General features: G+C 40.2%; 18 protein-coding genes. 9 read left to right on the forward strand and 9 right to left on the reverse strand.

Annotation, left to right across the window (positions count from 1 at the left end):
* Positions 1-33: 33 nt before the first annotated feature.
* The 5 genes from J4N25_RS06335 to mutS form a co-directional block, all read right to left on the reverse strand.
* Positions 34-738 carry a dihydrofolate reductase family protein gene (locus J4N25_RS06335; RefSeq protein ID WP_207421299.1) on the reverse strand — a complete coding sequence of 235 codons (705 nt, stop codon included), beginning with the start codon at positions 736-738 and terminating at the stop codon, positions 34-36.
* 75 nt (positions 739-813) lie between these two features.
* Positions 814-1,473, reverse strand: a complete 660-nt coding sequence (locus J4N25_RS06340) for an N-acetylmuramoyl-L-alanine amidase family protein (RefSeq protein ID WP_207421300.1) — start codon at positions 1,471-1,473, stop codon at positions 814-816.
* 4 nt (positions 1,474-1,477) lie between these two features.
* The gene (locus J4N25_RS06345; protein ID WP_207421301.1) at positions 1,478-1,744 is read right to left on the reverse strand and encodes a hypothetical protein; all 267 of its coding nucleotides are present in this window, start codon (positions 1,742-1,744) and stop codon (positions 1,478-1,480) included.
* Between the two features lie 251 nt (positions 1,745-1,995).
* Complete coding sequence (locus tag J4N25_RS06350) at positions 1,996-2,610, reverse strand: C40 family peptidase (protein WP_207421302.1); 615 nt, start codon at positions 2,608-2,610, stop codon at positions 1,996-1,998.
* 73 nt (positions 2,611-2,683) lie between these two features.
* Complete coding sequence (gene mutS, locus J4N25_RS06355; protein ID WP_207421303.1) at positions 2,684-5,293, reverse strand: DNA mismatch repair protein MutS; 2,610 nt, start codon at positions 5,291-5,293, stop codon at positions 2,684-2,686.
* 192 nt (positions 5,294-5,485) lie between these two features.
* Between mutS and J4N25_RS06360 the strand changes: the two genes are divergently transcribed.
* Positions 5,486-6,922 carry a sigma-54-dependent transcriptional regulator gene (locus tag J4N25_RS06360; protein ID WP_207421304.1) on the forward strand — a complete coding sequence of 479 codons (1,437 nt, stop codon included), beginning with the start codon at positions 5,486-5,488 and terminating at the stop codon, positions 6,920-6,922.
* Between the two features lie 44 nt (positions 6,923-6,966).
* Here J4N25_RS06360 and J4N25_RS06365 read toward each other — a convergent pair whose 3' ends face one another.
* On the reverse strand, positions 6,967-7,416 hold the full coding sequence (locus tag J4N25_RS06365; RefSeq protein WP_207421305.1) for a DUF1569 domain-containing protein: 450 nt from the start codon (positions 7,414-7,416) through the stop codon (positions 6,967-6,969).
* Between the two features lie 148 nt (positions 7,417-7,564).
* Here J4N25_RS06365 and J4N25_RS06370 point away from each other — a divergent pair, with 148 nt between their 5' ends.
* From J4N25_RS06370 to J4N25_RS06380, 3 genes are all read left to right on the forward strand, one after another.
* The gene (locus J4N25_RS06370; RefSeq protein ID WP_207421306.1) at positions 7,565-8,029 is read left to right on the forward strand and encodes a 3-oxoacyl-ACP synthase; all 465 of its coding nucleotides are present in this window, start codon (positions 7,565-7,567) and stop codon (positions 8,027-8,029) included.
* Positions 8,030-8,264: 235 nt separating this feature from the next.
* A complete protein-coding gene (locus J4N25_RS06375; protein ID WP_207421307.1) occupies positions 8,265-10,625 on the forward strand; it encodes a TonB-dependent receptor in 2,361 nt (786 codons plus the stop codon).
* A gap of 51 nt (positions 10,626-10,676) precedes the next feature.
* On the forward strand, positions 10,677-11,507 hold the full coding sequence (locus tag J4N25_RS06380; protein ID WP_207421308.1) for a DUF4249 domain-containing protein: 831 nt from the start codon (positions 10,677-10,679) through the stop codon (positions 11,505-11,507).
* A gap of 47 nt (positions 11,508-11,554) precedes the next feature.
* On the opposite strand, the gene J4N25_RS06385 is transcribed toward J4N25_RS06380, so the two are convergent.
* Positions 11,555-11,806 carry a hypothetical protein gene (locus tag J4N25_RS06385; protein ID WP_207421309.1) on the reverse strand — a complete coding sequence of 84 codons (252 nt, stop codon included), beginning with the start codon at positions 11,804-11,806 and terminating at the stop codon, positions 11,555-11,557.
* A 604-nt stretch (positions 11,807-12,410) separates the two neighbouring features.
* Between J4N25_RS06385 and J4N25_RS06390 the strand changes: the two genes are divergently transcribed.
* Genes J4N25_RS06390 through J4N25_RS06410 form a run of 5 tightly spaced genes read left to right on the forward strand, consistent with a single transcriptional unit; the run spans position 12,411 to position 16,286 of the window.
* Positions 12,411-13,280 (forward strand): STAS domain-containing protein, encoded by an 870-nt coding sequence (locus J4N25_RS06390; protein WP_207421310.1) that lies wholly within the window; start codon positions 12,411-12,413, stop codon positions 13,278-13,280.
* A 5-nt stretch (positions 13,281-13,285) separates the two neighbouring features.
* Entirely contained in the window at positions 13,286-13,681 is a 396-nt protein-coding gene (locus tag J4N25_RS06395; protein WP_207421311.1) for an STAS domain-containing protein, read from the forward strand.
* 26 nt (positions 13,682-13,707) lie between these two features.
* Positions 13,708-14,094, forward strand: a complete 387-nt coding sequence (locus tag J4N25_RS06400) for an anti-sigma regulatory factor (protein ID WP_242695786.1) — start codon at positions 13,708-13,710, stop codon at positions 14,092-14,094.
* A complete protein-coding gene (locus J4N25_RS06405; RefSeq protein ID WP_207421312.1) occupies positions 14,087-15,097 on the forward strand; it encodes a SpoIIE family protein phosphatase in 1,011 nt (336 codons plus the stop codon). Before J4N25_RS06400 ends, J4N25_RS06405 begins: the two co-directional genes overlap by 8 nt.
* Before the next feature lies 1 nt (position 15,098).
* Positions 15,099-16,286, forward strand: a complete 1,188-nt coding sequence (locus J4N25_RS06410) for a sensor histidine kinase (RefSeq protein ID WP_207421313.1) — start codon at positions 15,099-15,101, stop codon at positions 16,284-16,286.
* 33 nt (positions 16,287-16,319) lie between these two features.
* On the opposite strand, the gene J4N25_RS26905 is transcribed toward J4N25_RS06410, so the two are convergent.
* Positions 16,320-16,493, reverse strand: coding sequence for a DUF2264 domain-containing protein (locus J4N25_RS26905; protein WP_255537082.1), 174 nt, complete (start codon positions 16,491-16,493; stop codon positions 16,320-16,322).
* 29 nt (positions 16,494-16,522) lie between these two features.
* Positions 16,523-17,551 (reverse strand): DUF2264 domain-containing protein, encoded by a 1,029-nt coding sequence (locus J4N25_RS06420; RefSeq protein WP_207421314.1) that lies wholly within the window; start codon positions 17,549-17,551, stop codon positions 16,523-16,525.
* Position 17,552 lies beyond the last annotated feature (1 nt).

The raw sequence follows: 17,552 nt of genomic DNA on the forward strand, positions 1-17,552 counted from the left end.
ATAGAAAGGTGAAGCTACACCTTTCTATATTTTTTATCTACTGTTAACAGAATCCCTTACCACCAGATACCTGATCCAGAGAAAGTCATCATAAATTCTATCAACAGATTTGATCTTAAATTGCGTTGCCATTCTATTTCCGTAGCCTTCTTCGGCTTCAAAAACTGTAGGGGTTCCTATTGTTCCATCGGCTACCGGGGCTAGTACCAGGCTGAACTCATCAATTAAGTTAGCCTTTAAGAAAGATCCATTTACATGACCTCCACCATCAATTCGCACTGTCTGAATATCAAATAGTTGACGGAGCTTCCTAAGTACCAACTCCAAATTTAAAGAATCCTTTCCTCCAAAGATATAAGACACTTTATTATTCCTTAGGTGTTCTAGATATCCGTCACTTACACTTTCTGTAAGTACTTCAATGACATGCTCTGTTGATACCATGTTTGTATCCCAGAAACATTTTCCCGAAGGATCTATTACAACCGCATAAGTTGCAGATTTCAGAGCAACGAAGTCTTCTCTGGAAACAATAACTGTATTGTTTAAATCAGGAGTAGTTGGACTGGAAAACTCCTGCATCGTCACCCTTCCAACTAACCAGGCATCAGCAGCTATTTTCTCTGCTGTTTCCTCGAAGTATTTATGATGATCTTTAAAGCCCCAAATGTCCTGTTTAATACGTCCATCAACAGAACCTAGCATATGACATATTACATACGGTTTGCTTGAATCCATAAATTTAAATTTGGTGCAATTCTACAAAAAGTATTCCCAGAAATGACACAGGTAATACGAAGATAATATGCGACACTAATCTGGTTTTCGATACTCATCAAGCGCATTACAAATTGCAGCAGCTATGTCTTTGTAGCAATAGAGGTTAGTGAGGAAGCCCAGATCTTCTTTGTTTGTTAAATATCCCAGTTCAATTAAAACTGCAGGTGTAGAGTTGTACCTAAGCACAGCCAGGGATTTTTGCTTCACATTCCCCCTTACATTCATGCCCTCCACATCATTCAAGCTGTTCCATAAGCAGCCAGCAAGCTTCTTACTTTTATCAATTAAAATAGCATCCGGCATATTCCCCTCTGTGAATATTTCTATTCCTTTAATCATCGATCTCACACTGGGACCAATTCTCTCGGGCACTGTATTAGCGTGCAAAGAAATAAAAATGTCACCTTTTACTTTTGCTCTTTCTGTCAAAGGAATAAACACGTCTGTCTCCCGTGTCATTATTACCTGGTGCCCCCGAGCCTGTAACTGAGCTTTTACCTCATGAGCTATATTTAAAACCACATCCTTTTCGTAAAAGCTATCCACCTTCGTCGCACTATCACGGCCGCCGTGTCCCGGATCTAAGACAACCCTTAAGCCAGGCCCTGGAGCTTCCCACTTTGATTGAAGGCCAAAAGAAGGATAATATCCCACGATTAGCAGATAAAAGATCAGAAAAAAAGAAAATTTCATTAGATTAGGTGGCCTGTATAATAACATCCATCATCCCACCTCCATATTCTTCCGGGTGCGGTATATTTGCATTATCCTTTGATAGAATAGATTGCGGGTTTCTTTTTGACGTGGCTTTTTTGGAAGTACCTAAGAAATTATACTTGTTTTTGGATACAAATAAAGAAGTAAGGATAGCACCAGCTGCAATTCCGGCAATAACAGCTACAATCATTTTTGTACTTTCGTTTTCTAAGTTGAACGGATTATTCGATAGGTTGTAGTTTCTCATAGTTAAAATTTAATTTCTGCCAATCCTCAAAATGGCTTTCCGGATTATTAACACAAGAGAAGAACAAATTGATTTACGAATTTAATTGCGGCAGATCAGGAAAAAATAAGAATTCCTAATAGTATACCTACCACCATTACAACATATAACATTATTTCGGTTGACGCAAACCGCCTGTATTTCGTCCAGAAAGAGTAATCCCCAGTTTTCTTTCTCAAATGCTCAATTATTATATTGTACTCAAAAATATTTTATTTACCTAACGCCGCTGCAACCCCGGGAATCAATAAAGAGTCAGCTGTAGCAACAGTAAAGTAATTGTGTTTTGCACTTCCACAACGGGAAAAATATTTATAGTACCAGCTATCCTTTAAATTACTTACTATAACCCCCTTAGACGAAGATGCATGTACAAAACGGTTATTTTTAAGGTAAACACCTACGTGACTAAATTTTTGACCGCTAAAATCAAAAAAAACAAGATCGCCTTCTTCCAGCTCTTCCTCATATTTTCGTTTAACGTTCTCGGCCATACTTCTTGCGATACGGGGAACCGATTTATTATAGATCTCTTTTTCCAGGAGAACTACAAAACCAGAACAGTCAACCCCCTTTTTATCCATCCCCCCATTGCGGTAGGGTACCCCCATCCATTCGTCAATGAAACGATAAAGATTTTCATTTTTAATTTCCCGTTCAGAAACATCAAGCAAGTTGGCATAACGCTCTTTCAATGATCCCTTCAGCTGTTTCCCCCTGTCTTTCGAAGAGTCTGTTAGTATCTTTCTCGATTTACACGAAGCAAGGGAAATCACCAGCGCTAATAAAATTACACTTCCCCTAAAAAACCTCCAATTACACTTCATCCTACCAAAATCTAAAAAACCCTTCTTCTAATATATCAGAAGTTTTTAACATACGGTTGATAAGTGCAAAAGGTTATGCTTTTAAGAGGCGTTGGATCTCGTCTAATTTCATCAATGCCTCGACGGGAGTAAGAGTGTTAACATCAAGATTATTGAGCAGGTCCCTGATCTTCACAAGCACAGGATCATCTATAGAAAACATTTGAAGCTGATAGGCTTGTTGCTGCACCTTCTTGATACTGTTCTTGATATTCTCGCCCCCTGTCCTTTCCTGCTCAAGCCTTTTAAGGATCTCATTGGCACGACCAATAAGCTTAGGAGGCATTCCGGCCATTTTAGCCACGTGAATACCAAAACTATGTTCACTTCCACCGGGAACAAGTTTTCGCAGGAAGATCACCTTATTGCCTACTTCTCTTACTGAAACGTTGAAGTTTTTAATCCGGTTGAAGGAAGTAGTAAGTTCGTTTAATTCGTGATAGTGAGTTGCAAACAGGGTTTTCGCTTTTGCAGAAGGGTGACTATGCAGGAATTCTGCAATTGCCCAGGCTATTGAGATACCATCATAAGTTGAGGTACCCCGACCGATCTCATCCAAAAGGATCAAACTCTTATCCGACAAGTTGTTCAGGATGCTTGCCGTTTCGTTCATCTCCACCATGAAGGTTGACTCTCCTGAGGAGAGGTTATCGGAAGCTCCAACCCTCGTAAAGATCTTATCTACTAAACCAATCCTTGCTTCCTTTGCTGGTACAAAACAACCTATCTGAGCCATCAAAACAATGAGTCCCGTTTGACGGAGCAAGGCAGATTTACCTGCCATGTTGGGACCGGTGATGATGATGATCTGCTGCGTTTCATTATCGAGATAGGTGTCATTGGTGATATAGTCTTCTCCCGGAGGTAAGTTCTTCTCAATCACTGGGTGACGCCCCCCTTTTATGTCAAGAATAGAGTCTGTAGTTACCTCGGGTTTAACATAGTAATTTCGGATTGCTAATGTTGCAAAACATGACAACACATCCAGCTGAGCTACTAGTTGCGCATTGAGCTGAATGGGCTTGATATATTCAGATAAAGCAAAGACCAACTCGTTATATAAACGGGTTTCAAGGGCGAGGATCTTTTCCTCTGCTCCAAGGATCTGCTCTTCATATTCTTTAAGCTCAGGAGTGATGTACCTCTCCGCATTTACCAAAGTTTGTTTCCTTATCCATTCTGAAGGAACCTTGTCTTTGTGAGAATTTGTTACTTCGAGATAATAGCCAAACACATTATTGAAGGCAATCTTCAACGACGGAATTCCGGTGAGTTCGGCCTCTCGTTTCTGGATCTCGATCAGGTAACCCTTTCCCCCAAAAGCTATTTTTCTTAATCTGTCAAGCTCTTCATTTATTCCCTGACACATCACTCCCCCCTTTACCAACAATGCAGGAGGATCTGAATTAAGCTCCTTTTCAATTCTCTCCCTTATTAATAAGCAGGGATTCAGTTGCTCTGCAATTGTTTTCAGTGCGAGGTTGTCCGATTGCTCACAACGCTTCTTTATAGATTCAATAGCATGCAAAGCGCGCTTCAACTGACACACTTCCCGTGGATTTGCCTTAAGCAACCCGATCTTCGAGATTAGTCGTTCCAGATCACCGATCTGTCTCAATTCGTCATTGATCTGCTCACGCACCTCCTCATTATTCACCAGGTAATCCACCACATTCAAGCGATCTTCAATAGGCTTCTTCTCCTTCAACGGCATTACGATCCACCTTCGCAGCATTCGCGCTCCCATTGGAGAACATGTCTGATCCAATACATCTACAAGAGTAATCGCATTCTCGTTCGAAGAACCAATAAGCTCAAGGTTACGGATGGTAAACCGATCCAACCACATATAGCGATCTTCTTCAATACGCGCAATAGAAGAAATATGCTGGAGGTTGCGGTGTTCTGTTTCATTCAGATAATGCAATGCAACCCCTGCTGCAGTGATAGCCACATGCAGACGCTCTATACCGAAACCTTTAAGTGATTGAACTTCAAAATGCTTTAAGAGACATTCCGTAGCGTAATCTCCCGTATAAGGCCACTCATCAAGGCAGTAAGTATAGAAGCGATCTCCAAAGGTTTCTGTAAAATCACGACTGCGGCTTTTTTGGAAAACTATTTCACTTGGTTTGAAGCTCTGCAACAACTTATCGATATAATCTTCCCCTCCCTGAGCTACCAGAAATTCTCCTGTAGAGATATCGATAAAAGCGACACCAATAGTATTTTTGTCGAAATAGACAGAAGCAAGGTAGTTGTTCGACTTTTGCTGGACGATGTTGTCGCCATAGGCAACACCCGGGGTAACTAATTCTGTAACCCCTCTTTTAACAATTGTCTTGACCGTTTTGGGATCCTCGAGCTGATCGCAAATCGCTACCCGCTGCCCTGCTCTTACAAGCTTTGGCAGATAGGTTTCCAGCGAATGATGTGGAAAACCGGCCAGTTCTATATGAGAAGCTGAACCGTTGGCCCTTTTGGTCAATACAATCCCCAAAATAGACGACGCTTTTATGGCGTCTTCACCGAATGTCTCGTAAAAATCTCCCACACGGAACAACAATAAAGCACCAGGGTATTTGGCCTTGATAGTGTTGTACTGCTGCATTAAAGGGGTTTCTTTGGTAGCTGTCTTTGCCAAGCCTTCTTTCTCCTTTTAAACCTGCTAATTTATGCCTTTGCAATTGCTTTGCTACCGTATGTGGAAAACTGTGCATTTGTGGAGAAGGATAAGTAATACTAAACGAAACAAATGCTCCATTGTGAAGTGTATATATTTGTATACATTTACCAAAACAATCTATCAAGCTCAGCGTTTCAAGAACACAGCATTATGGCAAAAATTCTAATCATTGACGACGAACGTGCAATACGTAATACCCTAAGGGAAATTTTAGAGTATGAAGATTACCAGGTTGTAGATGTTGACAACGGTATCGACGGACTTGAAATTATCAAAAAGAATGATTTAGACCTGGTTCTCTGCGACATCAAGATGAGTCGGATGGACGGGATGGAGGTTCTAGCCGAGGGACTAACCATTAAGCCCGACCTTCCCTTCATTATGATCTCCGGCCACGGCACGATCGAAACAGCAGTAGAGGCAAGTAAGAAAGGTGCATATGATTTCATTTCTAAACCGCCCGATCTTAACCGTTTATTAATCACTGTCAGAAACGCCCTTGAAAGAGGTAATCTTGTTACAGAAACTAAGGTTCTAAAGCGGAAAGTTAGCAAGGTTCGTGACATTTTAGGAAGCTCTCCTGGAATTCAAAAAATAAAAGACACGATTGATCGTGTAGCACCTACCGACGCCAGAGTTTTGGTAACCGGAGCAAATGGTAGTGGAAAAGAGCTTGTTGCAAGATGGTTGCACGAGAAATCACATAGGGTGAACGCGCCTATTATTGAAGTTAACTGTGCTGCTATTCCATCTGAGTTGATTGAGAGTGAGCTATTTGGACACGAAAAAGGCTCGTTTACCTCTGCAGTAAAACAACGTATCGGAAAATTTGAACAGGCAAATGGTGGAACTCTTTTTCTTGATGAAATTGGGGACATGAGTCATTCTGCTCAAGCAAAAGTACTGAGGGCTTTGCAGGAAAATAAAATTACCCGTGTTGGAGGTGAAAAGGAAATCGAAGTTGACGTTAGAGTAATAGCTGCGACCAATAAGGACTTACTTAAAGAGATAGATGCTGGTAACTTTCGTATGGACTTGTACCACCGCTTGAGTGTAATCCTGATCCACGTACCTCCATTAACCGACCGTAAAGAAGACATTCCAATTATTGCTCAAAGTTTCTGTGAGGAGATATGCAGCGAGTACGGCATGCCTGTTAAAAAATTCAGCGACGGTGCTATACTCGCACTGCAGTCTTTACCATGGACTGGTAACATCCGGGAGCTACGAAATATGGTTGAACGTTTGATCATTTTAAGTGATAAAGTTATCACGGAGAACGATGTTCTTACTTTTGCAAATCCAGCAGGCCCTACTACTGTTATAGCAACCCCACAAACCTTTGCAGCAACGGTTAATGCTACCGCAGCTGTAAGTGCCCCGGCAAACGGCCAGGGTTTCTCTTCAAACTTCGATCAGTTTAGTAGCTTTCAGGAATATAAAGACTTTGCAGAGAAGGAGTATATTAAATACAAATTGGAGAAGAACAATTGGAATGTATCAAAAACCGCAGACGATATTGATATACAGCGAAGCCATTTGTATAGCAAAATTGAAAAATACGGATTAAAACGTTCAGAACAATAACTAAAAAAAGCTCCTTAAAGGAGCTTTTTTTGGTTACATTAATTCTACACACCGAATTGCCTAAAATGGTGATCAAGGTGCTTCCATTGTAAAACATCCCATTCCTGCTGTGTCATCCTTCCGAAGAAAGGATGAGGATCATCCGTTAAGCCTTCCGGCCCTCCGTTCGTAAACTTTTCTATCAGGGCCTTCAGTTCTGATTTTTCCTTTTCAAAATCTCTTTGATCAGCAACCAAGAATTCCCTTGCCGTTGGTAAGCCCTTCTTAAATGGCTCTGGCTTAACCAATTGCTTCCTGGCAAAACCTCCAAACAATATCCCTACAAGCACCCGTTTAACAGATTGCTCTCCCAGGGCAATACGCAAATTACATTGGCAATGAGCAAGCATTTGCGCTACATTCATCCTCCCCCACACACCTTGCGACTCAGGTGTAAGTTTACCTATACGCTGAATTATATGATTGCTTTCTGAAGGGTTAAATAAACTTTTCATATCTTGAAGTTTCAGGGAGGGAGAGCCCCGGGGTTTATAATTTTCGTAAGTTAAAAACTCTTTATTTAAAAGCCAACCAATTTAATTCGCTTTAAAACTTTTTTGACATAAAGGAGATTAGAAAAGCTTTTTTAGCTTTGTTTTTGTTATGAATTGCCAGAAACAAGTTATAAAAAATGAGCTTTATCAAAAATGTGCTGAGTTTGTAACCGAAAGGATTGCAAGTTTAGAACAAGCCATAACCTCTGCCCATGAAGCGGCAGCAAACGATACCAAAAGCAGTGCTGGTGATAAATATGAAACAACGCGTGAGATGATGCAGCAGGATATATCAAGAAATCAGGCGCAATTATTCGAAGCAAAGAAATTAAAACACGCTCTAGATTCCATTAATCCAGATTTGATGTCTAAAGAAGTAAGAAATGGCAGCTTAGTATTAACCTCAAACGGAAACTTCTACATTTCAGTCAGCGCTGGTCAATTAAAAGTTGGCACTTCCATTTATTTTGCCGTTTCTCCAGTCTCTCCTATTGGCAAAGTACTAGTTGGTCTTTCGGCAGGAGATAAGATCACATTTAATGGAAAAGAATTTCTTATTCAAGAAGTTATTTAATTCCCTTCCCTTCCTTAGTCAACCTACTTTTTTCCCTACCCTGTCTTTCCTCCCTCTCCCCTTCTTAAATTTTTTGATAAAAATCCATTTATCGCGTAGGGGTAAAAACTAAACTAGGTGTCACACCAGAAATAACATAAAAGAAATATTAATTCATCACATGAAAGTTTCTGGTAACAAAAGAGATCAAAGTTTATCAAACGCACGAAAGCGCATAAATCACCAACATATTACAATGAAAACGTTCAAGCTATTTAGCACTCTCTTACTCGGTTTATTTTTCCTGCCTGTACTGGCGCAGAAGAAGGTAACTATAAGTGGTCACTTTAAAGACGCTAATAATGGCGAGGTTTTACAGGGTGCGGCCATCGCTGTAAAGAGCACCAATATCAAAACCTCAACAAATAGTTATGGTTTTTACTCTCTAACTCTTGCTCCCGGTAGTTATGTAATCAATTATTCTTACGTTGGATACATTGCACAAGAGAAGACTATTCGCATTTCGAAAGACACTGTGATTAACATCCTTCTCAAGCCGGCGTCTCAAGAAATGAGAGAAGTGGTTGTAACCAGTAACGCGGCAAGAAAAAACGACAACGTTAGAAAACCAATCACAACAACAGCATTGTCTGTCAATACTATTCGCCAGCTTCCTCCGCTGTTGGGAGAAGCGGACGTTATAAAATCATTTCAACTGATGCCAGGAGTTTCAACTGTTGGCGAAGGAGCATCCGGTTTCAATGTTAGAGGTGGAGGAGTTGATCAAAACCTTATTTTATTAGATGAAGCTCCCCTTTATTTCACATCTCACCTTTTTAACCTTTTTTCTGTTACCAATCCTGACGCCATGCGTGATGCCGTTTTGTATAAATCGGATATGCCGGCACGCTTTGGAGGAAGACTATCTTCTGTTCTGGATACCCGCATGAAAGACGGTAACAATCAAAGATGGAGCGGTACAGGAGGATTAGGCTTGATCGCAAGCCGGTTAACCTTAGAAGGGCCTATTCAAAAAGGAAAAAGCTCAGTGATCATTAGCGGAAGAAGGTCGTATACAGATTTGCTTACCAAGCAATCTTCAGACCCTGAGATCAAGGATAACTCCATCTATTTCTACGACCTAAGTGCAAAGGCAAATTTTACAATTACCAATAAAGATCGCCTGTTCATCTCAAGCTACTTTGGCAAAGACAATATTAATGTAGCAAAACGGTTTGGAATGGAATGGGGAAATGGAACAGGGACATTGCGCTGGAACCATGTGTTTAGTCCAAGACTTTTCTCGAACACAAGCGTGATCTATTCTGATTATAAATATCAGCTAGGAGTGCTAAACGATCCTGCCAACAGTTTTACATGGAAAGCAGGGATAATTGATTACTCTTTAAAAAACGGGTTTACCTGGTATCCAAACTCCAAAAACACCTTATACTTCGGTGGAGAAGCAGCCCTACATGATTTTAGTCCAGGAAAGGCCTTCCCAACAGATGAAAGATCAATCTTTAATACTGTGGAAATGCAGGCAGAAAGAGCTACTGACTATAACATTTATGCAGATCATGAGGTTCAACTTAATGATGTGTTAAGTTTTGAATATGGCCTTCGCTATTCCCTGTTTCAAACTATAGCAAGAGGAAAAACCACAGTCTTTGACTTTACCGGAGAAGCCGGACAAAAAAAGGAAGCTATTAATCCTAGGGAATTCAGCGATGGGGATGTGATTAAATCCTATGGCAACCTTCAGCCCCGAGCTTCCATAAAGGTCAAAGTGGGAGAAGATGCTTCGGTCAAAGCCTCATACAGTCGCACAGCACAAAACCTTCATTTAATTTCAAACACCGTTGCATCAAGCCCTCTTGACATCTGGAAACCAAGCTCTTATAACGTAAAACCCGAGCTCTCAAATAACTTTTCCACGGGATACTTCAGGAACTTCAATAATAACAAATATGAGTTCTCAACAGAGGTGTACTATAGAACAATGAGTAATCAGCTTGATTTTATCAACAATGCTCAAACCTTGTTGAATGATACTTTACCAGCTTCAATGGTATTTGGAGACGGTAGAGCTTATGGAGCTGAGTTTTTCGTAAAGAAAAATGAAGGAAGATTAAATGGCTGGATCAGTTATACATTAAGCAAGGTAGAAAAGAAAAATGAGCTTCAGGCCGGTTATTATCCTGCGCGATTCGACAAAAGGCATGTCGTATCCATGGTAGGAATTTACCAGCTAAAGCCACGAATTTCCCTTTCAGCAACTTATAACTTCTCAAGCGGCACTCCTACTACTATGGCCGACAGGCGATTTGAATTCGACGGCATTCCGGTTCAGTATAATTCTACTGATCTCCGAAATAATTACCGAATAAAAGCTTACCATCGTTTAGATCTCTCTGCTACATTTAAAAAACGGGTTATCCCGGGGAAAAAATACACAAGCGAGTGGGTTGTTTCTTTATATAATGCTACAAACAGAAGAAATCCATTCTCGGTGTATGTTCGTCAGAAAGAGGATAGTCCAGCTAACCTTGAACCCGTACAGTTCTCGGTATTTGGTACTTTAATTCCTTCTGCCACCTGGAATTTCAAATTTTAATTAAGCAAAGCGTATATCAACTCAAACAATCCTCTCTAAACTATAAGATCAATGAAAACTTTAAATATAATTCTAACACTTTTGATAGCTATCCTTTTTTCCTCCTGCGAAGACGTAATTGACATTAAAGCGCCCGATGGACAGGATGCCCTGGTTGTAGAAGGCTGGCTAACAAACCGCGCACAAAATCACTATGTGAAATTATATCTCACCAAGAAACTTTCGGATAATTCTCCTTACCCTGCAGTTACCGGCGCCAAGCTAGTTCTAAAGGACAATGACGGAAATAGCGAGACCTTACAGGAAACAAGTGCTGGGACTTACGAAATTAAGACTATGAAAAGTGTAGTGGGAAAAACTTATACATTAAGCATTGAATCTACAAAAGGAAATTATGAGGCAATAGCAGTAACGCCGAAATTGTCCTTAGTCCCAGATTCACTAAGCTTTAAGTTTGAACCTAAATCAGCAATGTATGATAAAGAAGGTTATTACCCTCGGTTCTACGGTCAGGAAACCGAAGGTAAAGGTGATTATATTCAGGTACGGTTATACAGAAATGGAAAGTACATGAATATGGATGGCGACTTTAATCTCTTTTCAGATGAGTTTGTGGATGGCAATTACATCGATAATGCCGAGCTGAATGTTAATGAACCTTTTGTAAAAGGAGAAATGGTAAAAGGAGAAGTATGGTCATTGTCAGAACATGCATTCAACTTCTGGACAGACATACAAACACAATTACAGAACGGACAAATCTTTGCTACTGCATTCGCAAATACTAGAACAAATATTACTAAAAAGGGCAATACAACATTAAATGTAGTAGGCTATTTTGGTTCGTCTATTGTACAGTCAGTAGAAAGGAAGGTCGAATAATTGGATTAGCTAAATGTCAAAGTAATAGAATACTTTGACATTTAGTTCTATGAATTATATAATAGTTCAGTTAAGTCTAATGTTTCTATATAGGGCATTAATCTTGTCATACTTTTAAAAGGCCTTATCTGACTTATTGCATTTTCTGTTTGATTATAAAACACCTCTACAAAGAAGTTCTCAATGCTATACAGCACTACATTAAAACCTTTATAATTCCTGTTACCCACAAAAGTTCCCTGCCAAATTGTATTAACTTGCTCTTCGGTTGATAATTCTATAAACTGATAGATGTTCATGTGCATATAACTGTGTTTTGAAGAAAAAGATTGAAGAATTTTACTTTGTTCTGTAAGGAAAATAATATTCTTCAATCAATAAAATCTGTAGTTTATTTAAACAAATAATACTTCGATCTCCATTGTGGAGCGCCACCTATAACTCCTGAACCCACGAAAAATATCTCCAAGGCATCTATTACTGAAAAACTCCACATCATTACATTCTTTTTGTAACCTCAATTCACAGCCTCCCGTATTAAACCTCAATAAAGAGACAATTCCAAATCGCTCTTAAGTAGATGAGATTTATGGGGAAAGGCTCCTGTCTTTCCCTCTATTTATATCGAACAAATTCAGGTCTGACTACCTGGAAGGATCAAATTTGCAGGGTACAATAAAATTCGTGCTAACAGTTGCCTGTAACAATAGTGCTTTCTTCCACTATTAGCTTCTTCTATTTTTTATTTTTTTCAAACAAAATCAAAACAAAAACCTTATGCTTGTGGAATAAAAAAGGGGTATTTTGAGATTATTATATTAGACAAATTTTCTCGATCGGCTACCTAGTTGTTAATATCTGTACTAGTAGTTTCCTCCTGCGCCAAACAAACATTCGATACGCATGTCATTATCAGTTTCAAAAGTTTTACAGAAAAGAAAAAGTAGTATCCTTGAAAAGTGGATACAAAATCAGCTTAGTGATGAAGGTTTAAGAGAAGATTTAATTAGTAACGATGAATTAAGGGCTTCTTCAGAGGAACTTGTAGATATTTTAGCAACGACCCTCAATGACACAAACATCGAAGATGTAAATTCAGAGGATTTCGAACCCATTTTAGAAATCATTGCCGGAATTTCATTAACAAGAGCAAGACAAGGTTTTAGTCCACGGGAGACTGGTCTCTTTATGATGGGGCTTAAGGACGCCGTTCTAGCTATTTTACATGAAGAAATGCAAGAAGATCCTGCTTCCCTTTTCGCGGAGAGTATGAAGATGGTAAAGCTAATGGATAATTTCAGTATTATCACTTATGAAACATTTATCAAAGGACGTGAGGAAGTTATCTTAAGGCAAACTGACGAGATAGCGGAAATCTCAACCCCTGTTATCCGCGTTTGGGATGGCATTCTTGCCCTTCCGATCATCGGTACTCTTGATAGCGCACGTACTCAGGTAGTAATGGAGAATTTACTACAGGAAATAGTTCAGACCGGAAGCAGCCTTGCTATCCTGGATATCTCGGGTGTACCTGCAGTTGACTCGCTTGTTGCACAGCATATTATTAAAACAGTAAGTGCTACCCGTTTAATGGGAGCGGAATGTATCATTAGCGGTATCCGCCCTGAAATTGCCCAAACAGTTGTTCACCTCGGTATCGATCTTTCTACAATTATTACAAAAGCTACATTAGCGAGTGCCCTTAAGTATGCGTTTGCGCTGTTGAAATTGGAAGTTAGAAAAACTCAAAAAGAAAAGACCACTTTATTGTAAGCAGGATGGACAGAATACCTATTTTAAGGATGGGTCCTTTCCTGTTAGTAACTATTCAGGTTGACCTTTACGACAGACTTGCCCTTACACTTGAGAGTGATCTTGTACAAATGGTAAATAAAACAGGTGCAAGAGGGGTCCTTATTGATATTTCAGCGGTAGAGATAGTAGACTCCTTTATGGGACGCATTATCGGCAATATCGCAAGTATGTCAAAAATCCTGGACGCCGAAACTGTAGTGGTAGGCATGCAGCCTGCAGTTGCAATTACCCTTATTGAATTAGGATTACCTCTGAAAGGAGTGTACACTGCCCTAAACGTTGAACGGGGAATGCAATTACTGCGCACGATGATAGATTTGGACGAAGATCAGGATGAAGATGAGGAAATCGATGAATGATGGTCATTTCTTTATCAAAGGATGTTATGCGCATCCTAAAAGACCAGGATGTAGTTCCTTTTAGAAACCGGGTAAAGGAGAAGGCAACTAAGATTAAGATGGGTTTGGTGAATCAGACCAAGCTTATCACAGCAGCCAGCGAATTGGTCCGAAACATGTTGAAATATGCAAACGGGGGCGAGATCATTATCGAAGTAGTGTCCAAGGGACGGGAAAATGGGGTCCGACTAACTTTTAAAGATAAAGGACCTGGCATTACAGATATCTCGCTCGCCATGAAAGATGGCTATTCGACAGGTAAGAGCCTTGGACTGGGCCTTCCCGGAACAAAGCGACTGGTAAGCGAGTTTGATTTAAAAAGCGAGGTTGGAAAGGGCACTACAGTAGTTATTATAAAATGGGCAAATGGTTGACGCCACTCATATAAGTTTCAGGGCAGACGACAGAAGTTATTTCTCCCTCCTAAAAAAGGAGATTCATAGCCGTGTATCTGAAGCTGGGTTCGGTACTCAGAAGTCGGCAGAGATTGATATTATAGTCTCAGAAATGACCTCCAATCTATTTAAGTATGCAATAGATGGAGAAATCCTACTATCCTATGGTCAGGAAAATAGCATTGACTATTTTGAAATAATAAGCATTGATAACGGCCCAGGAATGAGTGATGCTGCCAAAATGGTGGCAGATGGAGTTTCAACAACCAATACACTTGGCCATGGATTAGGAAGTATAAAGCGTCTTTCGGATAAGTTCGAGATATACAGCCAGAAAGGTTGGGGAACAATTGCATTAAGCCGGGTTTACAGAGAATCACCGGGACTTAAAAAAAGGCCTCCAGTGGAACTCAGGAGACTAGTTGTTTCCAAACCGGGAGAAAGCGTCAGCGGTGATGGCTGTTACTATGAGATGGACGCCAACAAAGTTAGAATACTGGTTGCAGATGGGTTGGGGCATGGTATCGAAGCAAACAAAGCTGTTAACGAAGCTATCAAAGCTTTCAAAGAGCTCAATTCTGACGACCCTTCCGATATCATCAAACAACTCCATTCCTCAATAAAAAAAACCAGAGGAATGGTAGGGACTGTAATCATATATGATATAAAGTCCAAAACCTGGAAGTTTGCAGGTATCGGTAATATTTCTATGAAGCTCCTGAATTCCCTTAGCTCTAAAAATTATATCTCTTATAATGGAATAATAGGACATAATATCCCTACAACAATTAAGCCTCAAGAGGCTACTCACCTGGAGTATAATCAAATGATCCTATGTTCTGACGGTATAAAATCACGTTGGGAAAGTTCAAAATATCCTTTAATTAACAAATATGATCTTAGTATCCTGGCGGCGGCACTATATAAAGATTACGCCCGAAGGACGGATGACATGTCGGTAGTAATAGCAAGAAGTTTTTGATATGTTTGAAATTGTAAAAGTTAGTCTGGAAAATGCAATGGATCTGGTGCTTGCACATAAGAAAGCATCACGACTGGGAGAGAGATTGAAACTCACTCTCTCCACCCAAACAACTTTTTCTACCGCAGTTTCTGAGGTTTGCCGGGAAGTGATTGACAGGACGGACAGCGGCGTACTAATTCTAGGGTTAAGCAAAGAAGATATTAGATATTCCCTAACTGCCAAAATCAGATACGATCATTCCGTTACTATCATTCCGTCCGACCCTGGACTGCAAAATGCCAAGCGCCTTTTACCTGAAGTGAATCAATTTCAGGAAAATCATTGTGACGTTATTGAGTTGAAGATAGGTTTACCTCGTTCGATAATTATCAATCCTGAGAAATTAACGAGACTTGCTGAGCTTTTTGAAACAGAAGCACCCTACACTGCCTACGAAGCTTTAAAGAAGAAGAATATGCAGCTTCACGAACGGGCGGCAGAACGAGAGGAAGTTTTAGAACAATTTAAGCAAGATAATGAGCAGAAGAACGAATTCATTTCTTTAGCAAGCCACGAATTGAAAACTCCCGTAACCATTATAAAAGCTTACGCCCAGATGGCGCTACAGGAAGCAAAGAGTCTTTCAAACCCTAAAATATTAAATTTCATTACCCGTATCGAAGCACAGTCAGTAAAACTTACCTCTCTTATTCAACAGTTATTAGACGTTTCAAAGATTGAGAGTGGCAAGTTAGACTACAGGATGGAGCAGGTGGATCTAAACTCCTACCTAAGCGATACAATAGGCGTGGTTAGACACATTATTCCAGAACATCAACTGGAAGTCTCCTTAGGAGAATCATCGCAGGTGCGGTTGGATAAGTTAAGAATTGAACAGGTTTTGTCTAATATCATCGGGAATGCCGCCAAATATTCTCCCTCTGACAGTAAAATAAAACTTAACAGTACTACAGAGAAATCTCACATTATTGTTTCAATAAAAGACCAGGGTATTGGTATGGCAAAAGAGGATATTCTGAAGATTTTCGAAAAATTTCATCGGAACGAAGGTGTTGTGAACAAATTTTCAGGACTTGGAATGGGACTTTATATTTCATCCAGGATAATAAAGGAGCACGGTGGCGACATCTGGGTAGAAAGTAAGGAAGGAGAAGGTTCAGTGTTTCACTTCTCACTTCCCGTATAAATTATTAATACAATCACCTTCGGGCAAGGATATTTATTTCAAATCCAACGCATGGTCTGCTGGAACATCTTCACCATTCCATACCTTTACACTAGTCCACGGAGAAGATGGAGCCGACCAAAATTGATCTGTTTCCGGTAATCCAAGCGGAAGGAAAACAAGACTTGTGATATACAAACTACCGGTGGTGATATAAAAATCGGCCAAAGCAGGTTGATGTCCTGCTAAACCAATGCTTAGCCATCCTTGATTATTGAAGGTCTTTGCAGGAGAAAGGGTTTTTTAATAACCGCAGTAAGGGCTCCCCTAATCTGCCCGGGGCTGAGAGATTCAGGCAATCGCTTTTGCAAAGCCATATCGGCCAAGTGGTGAAAAGCACCACCACGGTAAACAATGGAACGACCGGTAACGGGGAAAGACCCGTCAGAATTTATCATTTTCTCCTGGATCTCTGCGTAACGCTTAGTGATCTTATCCAGCTTCGGAGAAAACCATTGGAATTGCTTATTCTTTTGATTGGCTATGTTTACGATAGTTAGAAGGTAGGGCTGGATAACATAACTATTATAATAGTCTAGATGAAACTGATTTCCGTCAGAGAACATGCCATCTCCAGCATACCAATGTTCAGCAAACTCCCGTACTCCGAACTCCAGTCGCAACTTATCATACTCCATCCCGTATTTGCTGAAAAAAGCTTCAATCATACCCGAAAACAATAACCAGTTGGTGTAAACAGGCACCGTTTCCTTTGTGGTTCTAAATACCTCTATTACTTGCTTTTTCACCGTATCAGAGGAATGTTCCCATAGCCAGGGACAACGAACCAGTCCGAAAGCTAAAAAGGAAGCATCTACAAGAGGTTGCCCTCCCTTCCATTCCATGTAATCTTTCGCCGAAGGATTTACAGCGTTTTCCAGTGCATTCAGTGCCCATTTCCGGTATTGCTCCCTTAAAGCAAGCTCCTCTTTAGATCCTCCCTCCAAATTTAGCCATGGACCGATTCCGCTAAGGGTCCGACCGAAAGCTTCAAGATACGCCACCTTGCCCCTGGAAGCGGCATTATCAACATTTTTTGCAAACTCGACCGGCATTTTTTCCTTCAGCTGATCCTCAGCAAGACTTCTCATTACAGGTCTTGCTACTTTATCCATGTACCTGAGCCATATAGCCCGATCACTATTTCCTATGCTTTTGGATTTCTTTTGAGCATGAACATCGATGAAAAAAAAGATTAGGCCTATTGCTATTACAATCTTTTTCATA

Source organism: Desertivirga brevis (genome assembly GCF_017355835.1).

Bases quoted from the DNA above. Each gene is read 5' to 3' on its own strand.
- J4N25_RS06395 (WP_207421311.1), top strand. From the start codon at position 13,286: ATGGACAGAATACCTATTTTAAGGATGGGTCCTTTCCTGTTAGTAACT.
- J4N25_RS06385 (WP_207421309.1), bottom strand. From the start codon at position 11,806: ATGAACATCTATCAGTTTATAGAATTATCAACCGAAGAGCAAGTTAAT.
- J4N25_RS06370 (WP_207421306.1), top strand. From the start codon at position 7,565: ATGAATTGCCAGAAACAAGTTATAAAAAATGAGCTTTATCAAAAATGT.
- J4N25_RS06365 (WP_207421305.1), bottom strand. From the start codon at position 7,416: ATGAAAAGTTTATTTAACCCTTCAGAAAGCAATCATATAATTCAGCGT.
- J4N25_RS06400 (WP_242695786.1), top strand. From the start codon at position 13,708: ATGCGCATCCTAAAAGACCAGGATGTAGTTCCTTTTAGAAACCGGGTA.
- J4N25_RS06350 (WP_207421302.1), bottom strand. From the start codon at position 2,610: ATGAAGTGTAATTGGAGGTTTTTTAGGGGAAGTGTAATTTTATTAGCG.
- J4N25_RS06380 (WP_207421308.1), top strand. From the start codon at position 10,677: ATGAAAACTTTAAATATAATTCTAACACTTTTGATAGCTATCCTTTTT.
- J4N25_RS06335 (WP_207421299.1), bottom strand. From the start codon at position 738: ATGGATTCAAGCAAACCGTATGTAATATGTCATATGCTAGGTTCTGTT.
- J4N25_RS06390 (WP_207421310.1), top strand. From the start codon at position 12,411: ATGTCATTATCAGTTTCAAAAGTTTTACAGAAAAGAAAAAGTAGTATC.
- J4N25_RS06420 (WP_207421314.1), bottom strand. From the start codon at position 17,551: ATGAAAAAGATTGTAATAGCAATAGGCCTAATCTTTTTTTTCATCGAT.
- J4N25_RS06340 (WP_207421300.1), bottom strand. From the start codon at position 1,473: ATGAAATTTTCTTTTTTTCTGATCTTTTATCTGCTAATCGTGGGATAT.
- J4N25_RS06345 (WP_207421301.1), bottom strand. From the start codon at position 1,744: ATGAGAAACTACAACCTATCGAATAATCCGTTCAACTTAGAAAACGAA.
- J4N25_RS06405 (WP_207421312.1), top strand. From the start codon at position 14,087: ATGGTTGACGCCACTCATATAAGTTTCAGGGCAGACGACAGAAGTTAT.
- J4N25_RS06375 (WP_207421307.1), top strand. From the start codon at position 8,265: ATGAAAACGTTCAAGCTATTTAGCACTCTCTTACTCGGTTTATTTTTC.
- J4N25_RS06360 (WP_207421304.1), top strand. From the start codon at position 5,486: ATGGCAAAAATTCTAATCATTGACGACGAACGTGCAATACGTAATACC.
- J4N25_RS06410 (WP_207421313.1), top strand. From the start codon at position 15,099: ATGTTTGAAATTGTAAAAGTTAGTCTGGAAAATGCAATGGATCTGGTG.